Raw genomic sequence first — 19,646 nt, forward strand, 5'->3', positions numbered from 1 at the left:
GGCTTTCGCAGCGCCCGCCCATGTGAAACAACACGGACATGAGCAACGTTCCGCGCATCACCATGGTTACCGGCGGCGCCCGTTCGGGCAAGTCCGCATTGGCCGAATCCATCGCCGCCCGTCATCCGGGCGCGCGGTTCTACATCGCCACGGCCGAGGCCCGGGACGACGAAATGACGCAGCGGATCGGCCGGCACCGCGACCGGCGCGGCCCCGGCTGGCAGACGGTCGAGGAACCGCGCGACCTGGCCCTCGCGCTGTCGCGCACCGACGGGCAGGGGGTGCGGCTGGTCGACTGCCTGACGCTGTGGCTGTCGAACCTGATGGCGGCCGAGGATCGGCCCGGCCCGCGGGTCGGCGCGCTTTGCGAGCTGCTGGCCGCCCAGCAAAGCCCGGTGGTGCTGGTGACGAACGAGCTGGGCCTGGGCATCGTGCCCGAGAATGCGCTTGCCCGCCGCTTCCGGGACGAGCATGGCTGGATGAACCAGGCGGTCGCCGGGGTCGCGGACGAGGTCTGGATGGCCGTCAGCGGCCTGCCGCTCTGCCTGAAACCGCAGAAAGGGACATCTTGAAAGAGTTCGACGAGACCGCCGCCGCCGCCGCCCGCGACCGCCAGGACCAGTTGACCAAGCCCCCCGGCTCGCTGGGCCGGCTCGAGGAGCTGGCGGTGTTCATGGCCGGCTGGCAAGGCCGCGAGCGGCCGGTGATCGCGCGGGCGCAGGCGCTGGTCTTTGCCGGCAATCACGGCGTCACCGCGCAGGGGGTGAACCCGTTCCCGGTCGAGGTCACCGCCCAGATGGTCGCGAATTTCCGCAACGGCGGCGCGGCGATCAACCAGCTTTGCCGGCTGGCCGGCGCCGAGCTGCAGGTGATCGCGCTGGACCTGGACCGCCCCACCGGCGATTTCACCCGGGGCATGGCGATGGAGGTCGACGAGCTGGTCGCCGCCATCCAGACCGGCAAGAACGCCGTGGACCCGCAGGCCGACGTGATCCTGCTGGGCGAGATGGGGATCGGCAATTCCACCGTCGCCGCGGCGCTGGCGGCGGCGACCTTCGGCGGCAGCGCCGCCGATTGGGTCGGCCCCGGCACCGGCGCCGATGACGCGGTGCTGGCCCGCAAGATCGCCGCCGTCGAGGCCGGGCTGAAGCGCCACAAGGGCGCGGCCACGGCGGCCTCGATCCTGGGCTCCTATGGCGGGCGCGAGCAGGCGGCGATCTGCGGCGCGGTGATCCGGGCGCGCGAGTTGGGGATCCCGGTGATCCTGGACGGCTTCATCTGCTCGGCGGCGGCGGGCGTGCTGCTGGTGAACGACGAGAATGCGTTGGACCATTGCCTGATCGGCCATGAAAGCGCCGAGCCGGGCCATCGCCGGCTGATCGCGGTGATGCGGAAACAGCCGGTGGTGACGCTGGACATGCGGCTGGGCGAGGGCTCGGGCGCGGCGGTGGCGCTGATGATCCTGCGCGCGGCGCTGGAATGCCACAACGGCATGGCGACCTTTGCCGAGGCCGGGATTGGCTAGGCTTGCGGGTCAGGCGGCGCTGGCGCTGGTCTGGCTGACCCGGCTGCCCGCGGGCCGCTGGCTGCCCGCCAGGCCGCCGACGCTGGCACAGGCGGCCTGGGCCTTTCCGCTGGCCGGGCTGGCCGTCGGACTGGCCGGTGCCGCCGTGCTGGGCCTGGCCGTTGTCGCCGGGCTGCCGGCTTCGGTCGCGGCGCTGCTGGCGGTCGGTGCCACGATTCTGGCCACTGGCGGGCTGCACGAGGACGGGCTGGCCGATTTCGCCGATGGCAGCGGCGGCGCCACGCGCGAGCAGCGGCTGGAGATCATGCGCGATTCCCGCATCGGCAGCTATGGCGTGCTGGCGCTGATCGTGACCCTGGGGCTGCGGGTGGCGGCACTTGCCGCCCTGGCCGTCGAGCCTTGGCTGGCCGCCCTGGCGCTGGCCGAGATCGCCGCCGCCTCGCGCGCCGGAATGGCGGCGGCGCTGGGGCTGATGCCGCCGGCCCGGTCTGACGGGCTGGGCCATGCCGCGGGGCGGCCGCGGCGAGGCAGCGTCGCCGCCGCGCTGGTGCTGGGCGCCGTGGCCCTGCTGGCGCCGGCGCTGTGCCTGCCATATCCGCCTGCGGCCTGGCTTCTGGCGGCGGCGGCCATGGCGGCGGCGCAGCTCTGGCTGGCGCGACGGGCCCTGCGCCGGCTCGGCGGCCAGACCGGCGACGTGCTGGGCGCCATGCAGCAGGCGGGCGAGGTCGCGGGGCTGCTGGCCCTGACCGCACTGCTGCAGGCGCCGTGACGTCTTTTGGCTTTTTCTTGACCGCCTCTAGCGGTTCATTCATACGAAACGGCTACATCAAGGGGGTAAACCCCCTGCTCAAGGGCCATAAGAACATCTGAGGGAGGTTGTCACATGGGTGCCCTGCTGGGGCTTTCTCGCGGCATCGACCGCGTCAACTCGGCGATCGGCCGCAGTGCAAGCTGGTTGATCCTCGTCGCCGTGCTGGTCAGCGCCGGCAACGCGATCATCCGCAAGGTGCTGAACACCTCGTCCAACGCCTGGCTGGAACTGCAATGGTACCTGTACGGCGCCGCCTTCCTCGGCGCCGCGGCCTATACGCTCAAGGAAAACGAGCATATCCGCATCGACATCATCTATGGCATGTGGAAGCGCCGCCGCCAGCACTGGATCGACCTGATCGGGCATGTGTTCTTCCTGATGCCCTTCGTCACGCTGATGATCTGGTATCTTTACCCCTGGGTGCTGCGCTCCTGGCGCAGCGGCGAGGTCTCGACCAATGCCGGCGGGCTGATCCTGTGGCCGGCCAAGATGCTGCTGCTGGTCGGCTTCGTCATGCTGTTCTTCCAGGGCATTTCCGAAATCATCAAGAAGATCGCCGTCATGCGCGGCATCATCGAGGATCCCGCCCCCTTCGTCTCGGCGCATGAGGCCGCGGCCATGGAAGGCGAGGTCATGGTGCGCGAGATGCAGGCCGCGTTCGACGAAGAGACCCAGGGCGAGGAGACCCGCAAATGATGGAATTCATTGCGGTGAACATGGCGCCGATCATGTTCGGCTCGCTGGTGCTGTTTCTGCTTTTCGGCTATCCGGTCGCCTTCGCGCTGGCCGCGAACGGGCTTTTGTTCTTCGTCATCGGCGTGGAACTGGCGCCGCTCTCGGGCGGCAACATCAACCTGAGCTGGCCGCTGCTGAACGCCATGCCCGAACGGTTGTGGGGGGTGATGTCGAACGAGACATTGCTGGCCATTCCCTTCTTCACCTTCATGGGCATCGTGCTGGAGAAATCCGGCATGGCCGAGGATCTGCTGGACACCATCGGCCAGCTGTTCGGCCCGGTCCGCGGCGGTCTGGCCTATGCGGTGATCATCGTCGGCGCGCTGCTGGCGGCGACGACCGGCGTGGTCGCGGCCTCGGTCATCGCCATGGGGCTGATCTCGCTGCCGATCATGCTGCGCTACGGCTATGACCGGCGCATCGCCTCGGGCACCATCGCCGCCTCGGGGACGCTGGCGCAGATTATCCCGCCCTCGCTGGTGCTGATCGTGCTGGCCGACCAGCTCGGCCGCTCGGTCGGCGACATGTACAAGGGCGCGCTGATCCCCGGTCTGGTGCTGACCGGCATCTACCTGTCCTATATCTTCGTGATGACGCTGATCCGGCCGAACAGCCTGCCGGCCCTGCCGAAAGAGGCGCGGACGCTCGGCTCGGGCGTGACCTCGCTGTTCGTGGCGCTGGCGCTGACCCTGGGCCTGGCCTGGCTGACCTTCCGCTGGCTCTACCCGACCCAGGGGCGCGATGCCGACATCCTGGCCCCGGCGCTGGCGGTGATCGTGATCTATGTTCTGGCGCTGCTGGACAAGGCGCTGAAGATCAATCTGATGTCGCGGCTGGCGCAGCAGGTCATCATCGTGCTGATCCCGCCGCTGGCACTGATCTTCCTGGTGCTGGGCACGATCTTCCTGGGCATCGCCACGCCCACCGAGGGCGGCGCCATGGGCGCGGTCGGCGCGCTGCTGCTGGCCGGGATCAAGGGCCGGCTGAGCTATGACGTGATCCGCCAGGCGCTGCTGGCCACGACGCGGCTGTCGGCCTTCGTCATGTTCATCCTGATCGGGGCGCGGGTGTTCTCGCTGACCTTCTATGGCGTGAACGGGCATGTCTGGGTCGAGCATCTGCTGACCTCGCTGCCGGGCGGCGAGTTCGGCTTCCTGATCGCGGTCTCGGTGCTGGTCTTCCTGCTAGCCTTCTTCCTCGACTTCTTCGAGCTGGCCTTCATCATCGTGCCGCTGCTGGCGCCGGCGGCCGAGGCGATGGGCATCGACCTGATCTGGTTCGGCGTGCTGCTGGGGGTGAACATGCAGACCAGCTTCATGCACCCGCCCTTCGGCTTCTCGCTGTTCTTCCTGCGTTCGGTGGCGCCGAAATCGCCCTATCGCGACAAGGTGACGGGCCGGATGATGCAGCCGGTGACCACCGGGCAGATCTATTGGGGCGCGGTGCCCTATGTCTGCATCCAGATGGTGATGGTGGCGGTGGTCATGCTGTTCCCGGGCCTTGTCATGCATTACAAGGGCGCGCCGATCGACACCTCGAATGTCAAGATCGAGATCCCCTCGGGCGGTGGTCTGGGCGGTCTGGGTGGCCTTGGCGGGCTTGGCGATCCCTTCGGCAAACCCGCCGCGCCGGGTGCGGCGACCGGGACCACCACGCCCGGCGGCATTCCGGCCCCCGGCGGCCTGGGCGGCGTGCCGGATTTCGGCACCCCGGCGACCCCTTCCGCGACTTCGGTCCCCGACACGGCGGCGCCCGGCGGCATTCCGGCGCCTGGCGGTCTGGGCGGCGTGCCGGATTTCGGCACACACCCCACCCAGGCGGCGACGCCGGAGGCCGGGGCAGCTCCGGAAGCGGCGGCGCCGGCAGACGGGCTCGGCGGCCCGCTTTCGGGACCGCCGCCGGGTCTGACCGCCCCGGCGCAGCCCTCCGGCAACTGACGGGAAAGGCGGCCGCGGGCCGCCTTTTTCCATTGCCGCCCGCGCGACCAGCAAAAAGGGCCGCCGCGATCCCTCGCAGCGGCCCCGGCAGTCCGGTGATGGCTCAGAGCGCGCCGTTGCGCTGCTGGATCATCATGAACGTGTCATAGGTATATTCGGCGGTCTGGTTGTAGAGATACCAATCCGCCCGCGCCACCTTGATCGACTCCCAGATCTTCTTGAAGGCGGCGTTCGAGCCTTCCAGCTCGGCATAGACCTCGTTCGCGGCCTTGGCGCAGGCGTCGAGGATCTCGGCGCTGAACGGCCGCAGCTGGGCGCCCGAGGCCACCAGCTCCTTCAGGGCGATCGGGTTCAGGTGGTCGTATTTCTGCAGCATGTCGGCGTTGGTCGCCTGGCAGGCGCTTTGCAACAACGACTTGTAGCTTGGGGGCAGCCCCTCGTATTTCGCCTTGTTGAAGAAGAAATGCACGGTCGGGCCGCCTTCCCACCAGCCGGGATAGTAGTAATAGGGCGCGACCTTGAAGAAGCCCAGCTTCTGGTCGTCATAGGGGCCGACCCATTCCGAAGCGTCGATGGTGCCCTTTTCCAGCGCCGGGTAGATGTCGCCGCCGGCGATCTGCTGCGGCACCGCGCCCAGCCGTTCCAGCACCTTGCCGGCAAAGCCGCCGACCCGGATCTTCAGGCCCTGCAGATCGGCCACGGTATTGATTTCCTTGCGGAACCAACCACCCATCTGCACGCCGGTATTGCCGCCCGGCAGGCCGAAGATGTTATGCGTGGCCAAGAACTCGTTATACAGGTCGATGCCGCCGCCATGATATTGCCAGGCGTTCATCGCCCGGGCCGACAGCGCGAAGGGCACGGCCGAACCCAAGGCGAAGGTCGGATCCTTGCCCCAGCTGTAATAGCCGACGGTGTGGCAAGCCTCGACCGTGCCGTCGGTGACCGCGTCCTGGGCCTGCAGGCCGGGCACGATCTCGCCGCCGGCGAAGACCTGCAGCTGGAACTTGCCGTCGGTGGCCTCGGACAAGTGTTTCGACAGCACTTCGGCGCCGCCATAGATGGTGTCCAGCGACTTCGGAAAGGCCGAGGTCAGGCGCCATTTCACCTCGGGCATCTCCTGCGCGATGGCGGGCGCGGCCAGCGCCGCGCCGGCGGCCGCCGTGGCGCCGCCAACCGTGGCGCGGGTCAGGAAGGCGCGCCGGTCGAACTGGTTGGTTTTTTTCATGAGTTCCTCCGCATTGATCGGCCGTTTCCCGGCGGCCGACGACCGGAATGTCGCACGGCCCCGCCACCCTGTCGAGACGGCAGCGCCGCTTTCGCCGCCGATCCGGGCCCGACCCGCCAGGTGCCGTTACGTCACCCGGCACGCCGGCATGGCCGATCTTGTGGGTGCATCATCGGGCCTACCCAAGCGATTTGGGCTTGCCTATACTGGCAGCGGTTTGGGGCTTTGGGGGAACAAGGGATGCGCTGTCCGTTCTGCGGAAATGTGGATACCCAGGTCAAGGATTCGCGTCCGGCCGAGGATAACGTGGCCATCCGGCGGCGGCGGTTCTGCCCGGCCTGCGGCGGGCGCTTCACCACCTATGAGCGGGTACAGCTGCGCGACCTGGTGGTGGTCAAGTCCAGCGGCCGGCGCGAGGATTTCGACCGCACCAAGCTGGAGCGCTCGATCCGCATCGCCATGCAGAAGCGGCCGATCGAGCCCGAGCGCATCGACCAGATGATCTCGGGCATCGTGCGGCGGCTGGAAAGCATGGGCGACACCGACATCCCCTCGAAGGTCATCGGCGAGATCGTGATGGAGACGCTGGCCCGGATCGACACCGTGGCCTATGTGCGGTTCGCCAGCGTCTACAAGAATTTCCAGGCGGCGGACGATTTCGACAAGTTCGTCTCGGAACTGCGGCCGGGCACCGCCGAGGAGTGAGCGACCGGCGCCACATGCGGCACGCGCTGGCACTGGCGCGGCGGGGCCTGGGCAATGTCTGGCCGAATCCGGCGGTGGGCTGCGTGCTGGTCCGCGACGGCATCATGGTCGGACGCGGCTGGACCCAGCCCGGCGGACGGCCGCATGCCGAGGCGATGGCGCTGGCCCAGGCCGGCGCGGCGGCGCGCGGCGCCACCGCCTATGTCACGCTGGAACCCTGCGCCCATCACGGCAAGACCCCGCCCTGCGCCGAGGCGCTGGTGCGGTCGGGCGTCGTCCGCGTCGTCACCGCCCTGACCGATCCCGACCCGCGCGTCGCCGGGCGCGGCCATACCATCCTGCGCGCCGCCGGCATCGCGGTGACCGAGGGCATCTGCGAGGCCGAGGCGCGCGATGTCCAGCGCGGCTTCCTCAGCCGCATCCAGCGCGGCCGGCCGATGCTGACGCTGAAACTGGCCACCAGCTTCGACGGCCGCATCGCCACCGCCTCGGGTGAAAGCCAGTGGATCACCGGGCCCGAGGCGCGCCGCCATGTCCATGCGCTGCGCCTGGGCCATGACGCGGTGATGGTCGGCGGCGAGACCGCGCGCGCCGACCGGCCGGGACTGAACGTGCGCGGCTTCGGCCCGGTGCGGCAGCCGGTGCGCATCGTGGTGTCGTCGCGCCCCTTGCCCGAACTGCCGGCCGAGGGATCCGAGCATGGCCCGCTCTGGCAGGTTGCGGGCCGGCCCGAGCAGTTCATGGCCGAGCTTGGCGCGCGCGGCCTGACCCGCGTCTTCTGCGAAGGCGGCGGGGTGCTGGCGGCCGGCCTGTTGCGGGCCGGCATGGTCGATCAGCTGATCGGCTACGGTGCCGGCCTGGTGCTGGGTAGCGACGGCCGGGCCGGGATTGCCGCGCTGGGGCTGGAGCGCCTGGCCGAGGCGCCGCGTTTCCATCTGGTCGAGGCGCGGCGGATCGGGCCCGACCTGATGCATCGCTGGCTGCGCGACTAGCGCCGCCAGATCCAGGCATAGCTGCTGAACGCCCCCTGCGTCTTGGCGAGCAACCGCACCGCCGCACCGCCCGCGCCGCCGAAAGCCGGATCGCAGAGTCGCGCCACGGCGGTCTCGGGCGGGCAGGGCAGCCCGCTGGCCGGGTCGAAATAGCGCGGATAGGCGATCAGGGCGCAATGCGCCAACGTCGCCAGATCAGCCTGTGCCCGCCGGCGTTCGGGGATCCGGCCCAGATCGCGGGTCAGCCCCCAGCCGGCATAGAAGGGTGCGCCCAGCGTGGTCACCGGCAGGCCGCGCAGCAGGGCCTCGAAGCCCAGGGTCGAGGTCATGGTCCAGACCTGGTCGACCTGCGCCATCAGCGCGTCGGCGCCGGTATTGCGGGCAACGACATCGGCAAGGCGCGCCATCTCGGCCTCGGGGATCAGGCCGGGGCGCAGCCCGGCCTCGACATCGGGATGCGGCTTGTAGATCAACACCGCGTCGGGGTTCTCGGCCCGGGCGCGCTGCAGCAGCGCCAGGTTGGTGCGCACCTCGCCGGCGCCGAGGCGGATCGAGGCGTCGTCCTCGACCTGGCCGGGCACCAGGATGCGGTGGCCGGCCGGCAGGGCCGGGGGCGGGCCGGCGAGGTTGTATTTGGTGATGCCGGATTGCGCCAGCAGCCGGGCCAGCCGCATGGCGCGATCGCGGCCGCCGGGCGGCACCGGCTCGGCCATCAGCCGCTCGAAGCGGCTTTCGCGGCCGGGATCGTAATAGATGCCCAGGTCGTCCGCCACCAGCGACAGCGGCGGCACCAGCGCCGCACCCAGGCCGCGCGAGCGGATGAAGCCGTCCTCGATCCGCAGCGCGCCGGGCACTTCGGCGGCGCGGTTGGCCCAGGCGAGCGTGACTTGCGGGTCGGGCTTGGCGACGAAGCGGACGCCCTTGCCGCTGCCGAAGAAGCGCGCGACGAAGGGGCGCTTCCACAGCCGGATGCCATAGGCGCGATGGCCGTCGCGGTCCTGGCGCCAGGCCCGGGCCTCGGCCTCGATCTGGCGCAGCGCGCCCTCGAAATCGGTGAGCCGGTCCAGACAGGGATCGTACCAGACCGGCGCGCGCAGATGGCTGGCCGCGAACAGCGCCTCGACCGGGGCGGGTTCGCGGCGGGGAAAGGCGTGCCGGTCGTCGGACAGGCCCCAGCCGGCATAGAACGGCTGGCCGAAGATGCGGGGGCGGTGGCCGGCCAGGATCGCCTCGTAACCCAGCTGCGAGGACCAGGCATAGACCCGCGCCGCCCCCCGCAGCAGCGCCCAGGGCGAGACGGGCCCGTCGCAGAACCGCTCGCCGGGGCGCAGGTCGGCAGGGCCGACATGGCCGGGGCGCAGGCCGGCGGCGGTTTCGGGATGGCTGCGGACCACCAGCGGCAGGCCGGGATTCTCGTCGCGGGCGGCCTGCAGCATCGCCAGGAAATCCGCGCGCCCCGCCCCCAGCAGCGAAGCATCGCCGCGGGTCTGGTCGATCACCAGGACATAGCCGGACGGCGGCGGCGCGGCCTGCGGCAGATGGGCGTTGTATTTCGACAGATCCGCGGCGATCAGCCGGTCGATGGCGGCGCGCGCGGCCTGTCGCAGCGCCAGGGTGTCGGGATCGCGCACCAGCATTTCGATCAGCGAGGGCGCGCCGGGGTCGAAATGCAGCCCGATCGGGTCGATCAGCAAGCCGATGGGACCGCGGCTGGCGACCGCGCCGTGGGCGCGGCCGGGCAGGACCGAGCGCAGGAAGGCATCCTCGACATGCACCAGCCGGCCGCCGCGCCGCGCGGCCATGGCCTTGCCGCGCCAGGCGGTCGGGCTGGCGCCCCAGATGCCGACGCAATCCCCCGGGCCGGGAAGGCCCAGGCGCGGCGACCAGCCCGCCAGTTCCAGGATGCGGCGCAGGCGCGGGCGGGTGAAAAAACCGGCATTGAATACGAAAAGCCGCCGGGAATCCCCGGCGGCCTTGGTCTTTGGTTCCATGCGCCTTACCGGAAGGCGCTGTCGGCGGCGCCGACCTCGGTAGCGGTGCCCAGGATGGATTGCAGGGTCTTGCGCCATTGCACGAAGGGCGCCTCGGTCACGTAGACGGTGTCGCTGTCGCGGATGACAAAGTCACGCGCCAGGAACATGCCGTCCGGCTTGGTCAGGTCGAGCACATAGGCGACGCGCTGCGTGCCGTAGATGTCGTTGCGGCCAAGCACGGCGCGGGCGACGGTCTGCGGCTCGTCGCGCAGGACGAAGACGCCCTTCGGATCGGCCAGCTGGGTGCTGAGGCCGCCGACCATGGCCACCGCCTCGATGGCGTTGATCTGCTCGTTGCCGAGCGGCACCTTGGTCTGGCCGCCAAGCGCACCCAGCGCGGTGAAGCTGCGCTCGTCCTCCTCGACCAGGATCACGTCGCCGGGACGCAGCGCGATGTCGTTGCGCGCATTGGAATAAAGGTCGCGCAGCCAGACCTTGCCGCTGGAATTGCCGCGCTTCACGGTGACCACCGCGATCTCGGGCTCGATCGAGACGCCGCCGGCCTTCGACAGCATGGCCGAGAGCGAGCGGGTCGGGCGCTCGATCGGATAGACACCCTGGCCATTGACCTTGCCCATGACCGAGACGGTGGCGCCGTCGCCGGCGACGCGGGTCACCATGACCTGCGGGTCGGGGGTCTGGGTTTCCAGCTTCTGGGTGATGATGCGGCGCAGCTCGTCGGGGCTGTTGCCGGCAGCGCGGATGCGGCCGGCATAGGGCACGAAGATATAACCCTGGCTGTCCACCTGCAGTTCGGTCAGCGCGGTCGAGCTTTGCCCCATCGAGGCCAGCAGCCCGTCATCGACGTTTTCCCAGATCTGCAGGCCCAGCACGTCGCCGGGACGGACCTCGTCGGCGCCCACCTGGCCGGCGGCACGGAAATCGGAGGAGAAGCCGTAGGCAGGGGTGTAGTTCGCCGCCCGGTTCACCCGGTCATCGACATTCACGATATGCGAGCTGCCGCCCTTTTCGACCGAGCCCGAGAGGATCTCGCCCTTGGTAGGACCGGAGCGCGGCAGGCCACAGGCCGAGACCAGAAGCGCCGCCCCGAGAAGCGCGACCTGCGCCATGCGGGTGGCAAAAGAGCGCGGCCGAAGCAAGGCCGGTCCGCACCGAACGGGTGAAAAACTCGCTTGAGTCAAACTGTTACTCCTGTCCTCTCGTGCGATTCCCGGATCGCTGCCGTCTTTTGCGGCAGGTTAGCCCAGCACGGCGGGCTTTTCCATATTTTTGCCCTGGTCAATCGTCCTTGTCGCCCATCTGTTGCCGATACTGGCCACGTCCGGCGAAAAGCGCCTGATAGGGGTCTTCGGGCGCCAGCATCATGTCGACGACGATGCGCAGCGCGTGGGCGCGCGAGCGCGCCGCGTAATAGCCGCCCGGCACCTGGCTGCTTTCCAGCAGGAAATCGCGATAGCGCCGATAGGCCACGGCCCGCGGCGGGCGCGGATCGTGCAGGAACTCCGCCAGGCTTTGGTCCGAGACCAGGCCCGGCTTGTCGAAGACCGCCCGGCCCATGGCCTTGACCGGCAGGCCGCGCCACAGCGCCTGCTGCGCCGCCGTCGAATTGACGGTGATCGCCGCACGGGCCTGGTTCATCAGCCGCGCCAGTTTGCCGCCGCGGACGAAATGCACCCGATCCTCGATCCCCAGGGCGCGGGCCTTGTCCTGGATGGCCTGGCGGATGCCGCCGCGCCCGTCCTCGAGCGGGTGGGCCTTGAAGACCACGCGGTGGTGGCGGGGTGCCCAGCGGGAGAATTCGGTCAGCACCTCGTCGGTGAAGTCCGACATGCGGGCATAGGGCGAATGGGCGACGAAATTCGAATCATGTTCGAGCTGCATCAGCACCAGGATATAGGGAAAGCCGCCGCGCCGCACCGCCTTGGCCTCGCCTATGCGGGCCACGGCGTCGAGGGGGGTCAGCAGGAAGCGCCGCAGGTTCAGCCGGAACTCCCGAAACACGCCGATCTGGCGATGGGTGCGATAGCCGGGATAGCGGCGGTTCGCCACCAGCACGAAGAAATGGTAGAGCGCGCCGTAGAACTTGTGCTGGCGCATGTCGCCCCAATGCGCCGGCGGGCGGTTCATCTCGCCCATCCGGTTGCGCAGGGCGTTGCGCATCTCGCGCAGGGGGATGCGCATCAGCGCCGAATGGCCGTTCGAGCCGCCGCGTTCATAGGTGATCCAGAACGGGCGCAGATAGCCTTCCTCGAAGACATGCAGCACCAGGTCGTAGCGCTGCGCCGCCTTGCGCGCCGCGGCGTGGATCGGGCGCACATCGCCGTAAAGCACGATGTCGGTCACGCCCTTTTCGGTGATGATGCGGTCCAGATGCTCGGGCCAGTCCTCGGGGCGGCCGGCATGGCGGATCAGCCGCCGCGGGTCGGACCAGAAGAATTCGTCGCCGGCGTTGAAGCTGACGCGCCAGACCTGCGACCCGGTGTCGCGGAGCAGGCGGCCGACGCGGTCGAAGAACGGGCCATGCGGCCCCTGCAGCATCAGGAACACGCGCTTCGGCGCCGGCAGGGCGGCGGTTGCGGCGACGGGCGCCATGAGATGTCCCGCCGGTCGCGAGGTTCCGGCGACTTGCTGGCGCGCCGGCTGCTGGGCGGCGCGAAGAGTAAGGGATCCGGTCATGGTATCAGACGGTCAAGACCTTGGGCTGCTGAACATGGGTTTTCGGCTTTTCGCTACAGGCGGAGCCTACCACCGGGATCGTCCTTTCCTGATGCATGAAAACCCGACCGCTGTCACGACCTTTCCCGAATCTCGCTTAACGCGGCTTAAGCTCTGTTGCGGCTTTGCTTGAAGATCGGTCGGCAAGGCTCTAGTTCTCTGCCATCGGACAAAGGGGACGGCCATGTTTACCGGCATCATCACGGATATCGGCGAAGTTTCGCGCGTCGAGATGCGCGGCGACATGCGGGCGCGCATTTCCTGCCATTACGAAATGACCGGGGTCGAGCTGGGCGCCTCGATCGCCTGCGACGGCGTCTGCCTGACGGTGATCGAGAAGGGCGCCGACTGGTTCGACGTCGACATCTCGGCCGAGACGCTCTCCAAGACCAATATCGGCGCCAACGGCTGGGCGCCGGGCAAGCGGCTGAACCTGGAACGCGCGCTGCGGGTCGGGGATGAACTGGGCGGCCACATCGTCTCGGGCCATGTCGACGGCGTCGCGGTAATCGAGGAGATGCATGACGAGGGCGACAGCACCCGCATCAGCTTCCGCGCGCCCGAGGCGCTGGCCCGCTTCATCGCGCCCAAGGGCTCGGTGGCGCTGAACGGCACCTCGCTGACGGTGAACGAGGTCGAGGGCGCCTGCTTCGGCGTCAACGTCATCCCGCATACCCAGGCGGTGACCACCTGGGGCGAAGCCCGGATCGGCGATGGCGTCAACCTGGAAATCGACACGCTGGCCCGCTATGTGGCGCGGCTGGCCGAGGCGGGGTGATGGCGGGAATCGGCCATAACCGCGGCCCCGGCCCCGCCAGCGGCTTTCGTGCCCATGCCTGGGCGGTGGCGCGGCGCGAGCTGCTGGGCGCGCGGCTGCCGGTCGAGGTGGTGCGGATGCAGGTCCGCCGGGCCAGGGAACTGGGCCTCGACTACAAGACCTATGCCGGGGTGCGGGCCACGACGGGCCGGGATCTGGTGGCTTTCCTTTATTCCAGCAACGCGCTTGGCGTGTTCCGCCCCCAGCAGCGGCTGGGCCAGGCGGAACGCGCCCGCATCGCGCAAAGCGCGGCCGTGCCGCATCTGGGCTGCGGACCGGGGCTTGCGCCGGCGGCGCTGGCGATGCAGATCGGGGCGCGATCGGTCCAGGATCTGCCGCATTTCGGCACCCCCTGGTCGGCGATGCGGGACAGGATGAAGGCCTGGTTGCGGGCCGAGGGCCTGCCCGGGGATGCGGTGCTGATGATCGGCGAGACCGATCACGAACGTGAGATGATGGCGGCGGGCGGGCTGGCGGGTTTCGTCAGCGGCCAGCGGTTCTTTGCAGGAGTTGCGGATGCAGTATGACAAGCCGGGTGAGGTCGAGCGGGACTGGTCGAGCGCCATCTCTCCGACCGAGGAGATCATCAACGAGGCCCGCAACGGCCGGATGTTCATCCTGGTGGACCACGAGGACCGCGAGAACGAGGGCGACCTGGTGATCCCGGCGCAGATGGCCACGCCCGACGCGGTGAACTTCATGGCCACCCACGGTCGCGGGCTGATCTGCCTGTCGATGCCCGGCGCGCGTATCGACGCGCTGGGGCTGCCGCTGATGAGCTCGAAGAACTCCAGCCGCCACGAGACCGCCTTCACCATGTCGATCGAGGCGCGCGAGGGCGTGACCACCGGCATCTCGGCCCATGACCGCGCCCATACCATCGCGATCGCCATCGACCCGACCAAGGGCGCGGCCGACATCGCCACGCCCGGCCATATCTTCCCGCTGCGGGCGCGCGACGGCGGCGTGCTGGTCCGCGCCGGCCATACCGAGGCGGCGGTGGACATTTCGCGCCTGGCCGGGCTGAACCCGGCGGGCGTGATCTGCGAGATCATGAACGAGGACGGCAGCATGGCGCGGCTGCCGGATCTGGTGGCCTTCGCCCAGAAGCACGGGCTGAAGATCGGCACGATCAGCGACCTGATCGCCTATCGCCGCCGCCACGACAACCTGATCGCCGAGCGCGGCCAGCGCGCCGTGCATTCGACGCATGGCGGCGACTGGATGATGCGCATCTTCGCCGACGAGACCACCGGCGCCGAGCATATCGTGCTGACCAAGGGCGACCTGACCACGCCCGGCCCGGTTCCGGTGCGCATGCATGTCCTGGACCCGCTGCATGACGTGCTGGGCATCGGCCGCGAATCCGCCGGCAGCCTGGGCGCCGCCATGCGCCTCATCGCCGAGGAGGGGCGGGGGGTCGTGGTGCTGTTCCGCGACCTGGAACCGCGGCTGCCGCGCCAGGACGAGGTGTCGTCGCATGTGATCCGGCAATACGGGCTCGGGGCGCAGATCCTCTCGGCGCTCGGCCTGTCCGAACTGGTGCTGCTGACCAATTCGGCGCCGGTCAAGGTGGTCGGGCTTGACGCCTACGGGCTTTCGATCCATTCCAGCCGTCCGATTCCCCAAGAGTGACCTGATGGCCGCCAGCATCGAACATTACCAATTGCCGCTGCCCCGGATCGAGGGCGGCGCGCGGCTGCTGATCGTGGTCGCGCCCTATTACCGCCAGATCGCCGACGGGCTGATCGCCGGCGCGCGCAAGGTCGCGGCCGAGGCCGGCGCGGCCGTAGATCTGGTCGAGGTGCCCGGCGCGCTGGAGGTTCCGACCGCCATCGGCCTGGCCGCCGCGCGCGGGCTCTATGACGGCTATGTCGCGCTGGGTTGCGTGATCCGGGGCGAGACCACGCATTACGACACGGTCTGCAACGACAGCTCGCGCGGCATCACCCTGCTGGGGCTGCAGGGCCATTGCATCGGCAACGGCATCCTGACGGTCGAGAATTACCGGCAGGCCGAGGTCCGCGCCGACCCGGACGGCCAGAACAAGGGCGGCGGCGCCGCTGCGGCCGCGCTGCATCTGGTGGCGCTGAAACGCCGCTGGCAGGCGCAATCGCCACGCGGCGATGCGGGGGCGCCGCGCGACGTGATCAAGCTGGCCGGCGAAATCGACGGGCCGAGGGGCGCATGAGCAAGACAGGCGACAAACGCAATTCCGCCGACCGCGAGGCCCGGCAGGCCCGGGCCGCCGCCGCGCGGCTTTATGCCGTGCAGGCGCTGTTCCAGATGGAGGCGGCCGGCCATTCCGCCGACCGCGTCCAGCGCGAGTTCCTGAACTGGCGCATCGGCCGCGAGGGCGAGGACCAGGACATCGTCTCGGCCGAGGCGGATCTGGCACTGTTCGCCCGCATCATCGACGATGCCGTCACCTGGCAGTCGAAGATCGACCAGATGACCGACCGGGCGCTGGTGGCGAAATGGCCGATCGACCGCATCGACCCGGTGCTGCGCTCGGTGTTTCGTGCCGCCGGAGCCGAACTGGTGACCCCGAAGACCCCGCCCAGGGTGGTGATCACCGAATATGTGCAGTTGGCGCAGGCCTTCTTCGCCGAGGGGCGCGAGTCGAAATTCGTCAATGCCGTGCTGGACCATATGGCCCGCGAGGCGCGGCCCGAGGCATTCTGACGCGCCGCGCATTTTTCCTGCCCGAGGCGCGGCGATCGCGCTAGAATGGCGCGGTTCGTCCAGCTTGGGGAAAGCAGATGCCGCAGCTCATCCGGCTCTATATCGTCAGCATCGCCATCGGCTTTGCGCTGGCGCTGGTCTTCACCGGCCTGCTGCTGGCGCTGGACGTGGCCGGATTGCGGCATCTGACCAGCGCGACACGCGGCGGCTGGATCGCCGTGCTGATGCTGACGGTCTTTCACACCATCCTGTTTTCCGGGGTGCAGTTCGGCATCCGGGTGATGCTGATGGCCCAGGGCGAGGGGCCGCGCGGCGGCCACCAGCAACGGATTCGCCGCCGGCCCGCGCCGGCGCCCGCCGCGGTTCCCGCATCCGCGGGCACGGTCTCGCGCTGAGCGGACCGCCCGGGCAATCACGGAACCGCTGCATTTTTGCGTCCGGACTGTGGACCTGACGCAACAATCTGACCGGCAAGGCAGCGCAGAAGCGCTGCCTTTTTTTTGTGCAGCACCCCGGGCTGCATGGTTCTGTTGCAGGGCTTTCATGCTTCGTGAGGTTGCGGTACCCTATTACCTTCTGAACTTGTGTCACAAACGCCGCCGCAACCTTTCCGCGAAATGGTTTCATCACGATTTCGGATGGTCATATTTCCGCCAACGGCGAAATTCCGCGGTCTTTTCACGTTTTTGAGAGCTTCTCCGGGGTTTTCACGGCCTCTTTATCCAGAGGTGTCCCAGTTCTACCTCTGAGCCAGCAGAGATGCTCGTGGCGCCGGAAGGCCGGGGTCACGGACACGAAACGGTTCGAAAAAAGGACTGATCCAAGATGAAAACGCTTGCTTACCTCGCCGGCGCTACCGCCCTTGCGACCGCCTTCGCGGCCCCCGCCTTCGCGCAGTCGGAAATCAGCACGGGCGCCAATGCCACCGGCATCTCCTCGGTCAACGAACAGATGAAGGACGTCGAAGAGGCGGTTCGCGACGATTTCGACCGTTCGTCCGACGCCTATCGCTTCGGCAATCCGGAGCGCCGCGAAGGCCTGTTCGGCTCGGTCGCGCTGAGCTATGTCGGCCGCACCGGCAACAGCGAGAACCAGGACTTCAGCCTGTCCGGCCGGCTGTCGGCCAATCAGGGCCGCTTCTCGCAGTCGGTCGGTATCCTGCTTGAATACGGCGAGAACAACGCCGGCGACAAGGATACCGAAAAGACCTATGTCATCTACGAAGGCATGTATGACATCAACGACCGCTTCTACGGTTTCGCGCTGGGTCGCCTGACCACCGATGCGCTGGCCAACGACCCGGTCACCCTGGCCGATGACGAGACCTTCGATGATCTGGACGGCCGCCTGAAGCGGGACGCCTATTTCGGCGTCGGTCCGGGCTATCGCGTGATCAACAACGACACCACCGCCTGGCGCGTGCAGGCCGCCGTCGGCGTGCGCTACACCAAGGCCGTGGACGTGATCGACCCGGTGGCCGAAACCTATGAATACAACACCAACACCGAAGTCGGTTACCTGCTGTCGTCGCGCTTCTACCACAAGATCAACGACCAGTTCTTCATCACCAACGATACCGACTACCTGACCTCGGACGCCAACGATACCGCGACCAACGAGCTGGGCCTGAACTTCAAGATGACGGATGCCTTCGCGACCCGGGTTTCGTACAAGACCGAGTATGTTTCGGACCGCGCGACCCGCACCGACAACACGCTGGGCGTGTCGCTGGTCTACGGTTTCTGATCGACCGGCAAATCCCTTCTCTCTCTCTCGGGCGGCCTTCGGGCCGCCCTTTTTTGTCCGGCGCGACGCATCCGTCCAGCCGTCGAGGTTCGGGAAGGGGTGGCGGGAACCGCAGCGGCCGTGGCAGCGCTAGTTTCCCCGAAAGCCTGGATGTCCAGGTGGGAGCCGGATAACGGGACCAGGGCCCCGACAGAGCCAGCCCCCTCGGTGAAGTTATAGGCCAGTGGAAAAAGAGGCCACACACGAGAAGAGCAGAAACCCGCCAGTCACGCAGATAGGCGAGGGGGGGCCGCGCCGCAAGATCCCTGCGGCCGGGCTTGCAAGATGTTTACGCTTCGTTCATGGTTCGACCATGCCGAACCCCGATCCCATGACCGAAACCCTGCCGGTGAAACCGGGCCAGCGGCTGGCGCGCGGCGTGGCGCGGATGCTGACCGGGATCGGCCATGCGGCGCTGGCGGAGTTCGTGCCCGCGGGCGGGCTGCGGGTCGACGTGATCTCGGTTTCGCCCAAGGGCGAGATCTGGGTGGTGGAATGCAAGAGCTGCCGGGCCGATTTCGTCGCTGACCGGAAATGGCAGGGCTATCTGGAATTCTGCGACCGCTTCTTCTGGGCGGTGGACGCGGATTTTCCCGAAGACCTGCTGCCCGCGGGCTCGGGCCTGATCCGCGCCGATTCCTGGGGCGCGGAACTGGTGCGCATGGCGCCCGAGACGCGGTTGGCCGGCGCCCGGCGCAGCCGGCTGCTGCGCGACATCGCCCGGGTCTCGACCGCGCGGCTGCTGGCGCTGACCGATCCGCTGGGAATCAGCGGCGCGGCTTCCTGACATCCTTGCCGGGCTTGCCGCCGCCGCCCTTGCCGGGTGCGCCCATGCTGCGCGCCGCCTCGGCCGCGGCCAGCAGTTCCTCGGCGATTTCCTCGGCCTCGTCGGGATCGAAATCCAGCGGCAGGTCGACGCCTTCGGCCTCGACATAGATGCGGACCATGCCGCGATCGGTGGGGCCGATCTGAAGATTCGCGGCGATATTGCTTTCGCTGTTGATGCTCATGCTGCTCTCCTGCCGGCTGGCCTTTGGCTATGAGGATTTTCCTTACCCCGCATGGCAAAAAGCGGCAAGACGGGCTTGCGCCGGCCGGTGGCTGGCGCTAGATACCCGCCTGTGCCGCCTTAGCTCAGTTGGTTAGAGCGCTAGATTGTGGATCTAGAGGTCCCCCGTTCGAGCCGGGGAGGCGGTACCATCGCAATCAGGCAGTCCAGGCGCATGACCACGGTCCACAAGAACGGTATCGCGGAGGCGGCGCGGTTTTCCGTGGCCCCGATGATGGACTGTCGGGACAAGTCAGAAAGCGACGGAAAATCATATCGCTAAAGGCGGTCTGGAAGTTTAAGCAAAATTTTTAGCAAGAGCGCCCTATCGGCCGAGCGCTCTGGCTTCCTTCCGGGCCGATTCCGCCCGCGCATCGATGTAGGCTGCAAGGTCCGAAAGATGCACCATCTTCGCGCCCTTCTGGCTGTTCTCCATCCGAACAAGCGGCAGTGGGATCTCGCCGGTCGAGACCTTCCGCAGGAAGACGGGCAGGGTGAGCGGGGCGAAGAAGTCCCGGCACACCACATCGGCGCCGATCATCGCCCGGCCTTCGTATTGGGCCATGAGCAGCCAGATGGTATTGATTCCCTGCTTGCCCATCACGCCTTCCCCTTCCTGACCTCGCGGGCACGATGCTCCAGCTTGGCGGTCGCCATGATCGCCGGTTT

At 68.4% G+C, this 19,646-nt stretch carries 21 protein-coding genes and 1 tRNA gene; 16 read left to right on the forward strand and 6 right to left on the reverse strand.

The window, feature by feature from the left end; all coding sequences use genetic code 11:
• Positions 1 to 38 precede the first annotated feature (38 nt).
• From cobU to ACFOMP_RS01960, 5 genes are all read left to right on the forward strand, one after another.
• A complete protein-coding gene (cobU, locus tag ACFOMP_RS01940; RefSeq protein WP_289895392.1) occupies positions 39 to 572 on the forward strand; it encodes a bifunctional adenosylcobinamide kinase/adenosylcobinamide-phosphate guanylyltransferase in 534 nt (177 codons plus the stop codon).
• Positions 569 to 1,525, forward strand: coding sequence for a nicotinate-nucleotide--dimethylbenzimidazole phosphoribosyltransferase (cobT, locus tag ACFOMP_RS01945; RefSeq protein ID WP_379027699.1), 957 nt, complete (start codon positions 569 to 571; stop codon positions 1,523 to 1,525). The genes cobU and cobT overlap by 4 nt, the downstream gene beginning before the upstream one ends.
• On the forward strand, positions 1,518 to 2,294 hold the full coding sequence (cobS, locus tag ACFOMP_RS01950) for an adenosylcobinamide-GDP ribazoletransferase (protein ID WP_379027700.1): 777 nt from the start codon (positions 1,518 to 1,520) through the stop codon (positions 2,292 to 2,294). The genes cobT and cobS overlap by 8 nt, the downstream gene beginning before the upstream one ends.
• Before the next feature lie 114 nt (positions 2,295 to 2,408).
• Positions 2,409 to 3,032, forward strand: coding sequence for a TRAP transporter small permease subunit (locus tag ACFOMP_RS01955; RefSeq protein ID WP_019351383.1), 624 nt, complete (start codon positions 2,409 to 2,411; stop codon positions 3,030 to 3,032).
• A complete protein-coding gene (locus ACFOMP_RS01960) occupies positions 3,029 to 5,008 on the forward strand; it encodes a TRAP transporter large permease (protein WP_379027701.1) in 1,980 nt (659 codons plus the stop codon). Before ACFOMP_RS01955 ends, ACFOMP_RS01960 begins: the two co-directional genes overlap by 4 nt.
• 103 nt (positions 5,009 to 5,111) lie before the next feature.
• On the opposite strand, the gene ACFOMP_RS01965 is transcribed toward ACFOMP_RS01960, so the two are convergent.
• Positions 5,112 to 6,236, reverse strand: a complete 1,125-nt coding sequence (locus tag ACFOMP_RS01965; protein ID WP_289895396.1) for a TRAP transporter substrate-binding protein — start codon at positions 6,234 to 6,236, stop codon at positions 5,112 to 5,114.
• Between the two features lie 240 nt (positions 6,237 to 6,476).
• Here ACFOMP_RS01965 and nrdR point away from each other — a divergent pair, with 240 nt between their 5' ends.
• Positions 6,477 to 6,941, forward strand: coding sequence for a transcriptional regulator NrdR (nrdR, locus tag ACFOMP_RS01970; RefSeq protein ID WP_019353203.1), 465 nt, complete (start codon positions 6,477 to 6,479; stop codon positions 6,939 to 6,941).
• Positions 6,942 to 6,955: 14 nt separating this feature from the next.
• Positions 6,956 to 7,933 carry a bifunctional diaminohydroxyphosphoribosylaminopyrimidine deaminase/5-amino-6-(5-phosphoribosylamino)uracil reductase RibD gene (gene ribD / locus ACFOMP_RS01975; RefSeq protein WP_379027702.1) on the forward strand — a complete coding sequence of 326 codons (978 nt, stop codon included), beginning with the start codon at positions 6,956 to 6,958 and terminating at the stop codon, positions 7,931 to 7,933.
• Here the strand turns inward: ribD and ACFOMP_RS01980 are convergent.
• The 3 genes from ACFOMP_RS01980 to ACFOMP_RS01990 all read right to left on the reverse strand — a co-directional run bounded on the left by ACFOMP_RS01980 (position 7,930) and on the right by ACFOMP_RS01990 (position 12,519).
• Positions 7,930 to 9,924, reverse strand: coding sequence for a capsular polysaccharide biosynthesis protein (locus ACFOMP_RS01980; protein WP_379027703.1), 1,995 nt, complete (start codon positions 9,922 to 9,924; stop codon positions 7,930 to 7,932). The genes ribD and ACFOMP_RS01980 overlap by 4 nt on opposite strands.
• A gap of 5 nt (positions 9,925 to 9,929) precedes the next feature.
• Positions 9,930 to 11,036 (reverse strand): polysaccharide biosynthesis/export family protein, encoded by a 1,107-nt coding sequence (locus ACFOMP_RS01985; RefSeq protein ID WP_289895399.1) that lies wholly within the window; start codon positions 11,034 to 11,036, stop codon positions 9,930 to 9,932.
• A gap of 169 nt (positions 11,037 to 11,205) precedes the next feature.
• A complete protein-coding gene (locus tag ACFOMP_RS01990) occupies positions 11,206 to 12,519 on the reverse strand; it encodes a capsule biosynthesis protein (RefSeq protein WP_289895400.1) in 1,314 nt (437 codons plus the stop codon).
• Between the two features lie 307 nt (positions 12,520 to 12,826).
• On the opposite strand from ACFOMP_RS01990, the gene ACFOMP_RS01995 reads away from it, so the two are divergent.
• From ACFOMP_RS01995 to ACFOMP_RS02030, 8 genes are all read left to right on the forward strand, one after another.
• Positions 12,827 to 13,420 (forward strand): riboflavin synthase, encoded by a 594-nt coding sequence (locus tag ACFOMP_RS01995; RefSeq protein ID WP_379027704.1) that lies wholly within the window; start codon positions 12,827 to 12,829, stop codon positions 13,418 to 13,420.
• Entirely contained in the window at positions 13,420 to 13,986 is a 567-nt protein-coding gene (locus ACFOMP_RS02000) for a hypothetical protein (protein WP_379027705.1), read from the forward strand. Before ACFOMP_RS01995 ends, ACFOMP_RS02000 begins: the two co-directional genes overlap by 1 nt.
• Positions 13,976 to 15,094, forward strand: coding sequence for a 3,4-dihydroxy-2-butanone-4-phosphate synthase (gene ribB / locus ACFOMP_RS02005; RefSeq protein WP_289895403.1), 1,119 nt, complete (start codon positions 13,976 to 13,978; stop codon positions 15,092 to 15,094). Before ACFOMP_RS02000 ends, ribB begins: the two co-directional genes overlap by 11 nt.
• A 4-nt stretch (positions 15,095 to 15,098) precedes the next feature.
• Positions 15,099 to 15,650 (forward strand): 6,7-dimethyl-8-ribityllumazine synthase, encoded by a 552-nt coding sequence (locus tag ACFOMP_RS02010; RefSeq protein ID WP_379027706.1) that lies wholly within the window; start codon positions 15,099 to 15,101, stop codon positions 15,648 to 15,650.
• Positions 15,647 to 16,144: a transcription antitermination factor NusB gene (gene nusB, locus ACFOMP_RS02015; RefSeq protein ID WP_289895405.1), complete on the forward strand. Its 498-nt coding sequence runs from the start codon at positions 15,647 to 15,649 to the stop codon at positions 16,142 to 16,144. Before ACFOMP_RS02010 ends, nusB begins: the two co-directional genes overlap by 4 nt.
• 77 nt (positions 16,145 to 16,221) lie before the next feature.
• Positions 16,222 to 16,539, forward strand: coding sequence for a hypothetical protein (locus ACFOMP_RS02020; protein ID WP_379027707.1), 318 nt, complete (start codon positions 16,222 to 16,224; stop codon positions 16,537 to 16,539).
• Between the two features lie 430 nt (positions 16,540 to 16,969).
• Positions 16,970 to 17,890 (forward strand): DUF481 domain-containing protein, encoded by a 921-nt coding sequence (locus ACFOMP_RS02025; protein ID WP_019352473.1) that lies wholly within the window; start codon positions 16,970 to 16,972, stop codon positions 17,888 to 17,890.
• 352 nt (positions 17,891 to 18,242) lie between these two features.
• Complete coding sequence (locus ACFOMP_RS02030) at positions 18,243 to 18,716, forward strand: MmcB family DNA repair protein (protein ID WP_379027708.1); 474 nt, start codon at positions 18,243 to 18,245, stop codon at positions 18,714 to 18,716.
• Here ACFOMP_RS02030 and ACFOMP_RS02035 read toward each other — a convergent pair.
• Positions 18,697 to 18,939 (reverse strand): DUF6324 family protein, encoded by a 243-nt coding sequence (locus ACFOMP_RS02035; protein ID WP_289895409.1) that lies wholly within the window; start codon positions 18,937 to 18,939, stop codon positions 18,697 to 18,699. The two genes, ACFOMP_RS02030 and ACFOMP_RS02035, sit on opposite strands and share 20 nt — an antisense overlap.
• Positions 18,940 to 19,052: 113 nt before the next feature.
• Between ACFOMP_RS02035 and ACFOMP_RS02040 the strand changes: the two genes are divergently transcribed.
• Positions 19,053 to 19,129, forward strand: a tRNA-His gene (locus ACFOMP_RS02040).
• A gap of 173 nt (positions 19,130 to 19,302) precedes the next feature.
• Here ACFOMP_RS02040 and ACFOMP_RS02045 read toward each other — a convergent pair.
• Positions 19,303 to 19,646, reverse strand: a 344-nt coding sequence (locus tag ACFOMP_RS02045) for a pyocin activator PrtN family protein (RefSeq protein ID WP_379027709.1), incomplete at its 5' end; no start/stop codon positions are given.

It is taken from the genome of Paracoccus simplex, from assembly GCF_042648325.1.
GTDB lineage: Bacteria > Pseudomonadota > Alphaproteobacteria > Rhodobacterales > Rhodobacteraceae > Paracoccus > Paracoccus simplex.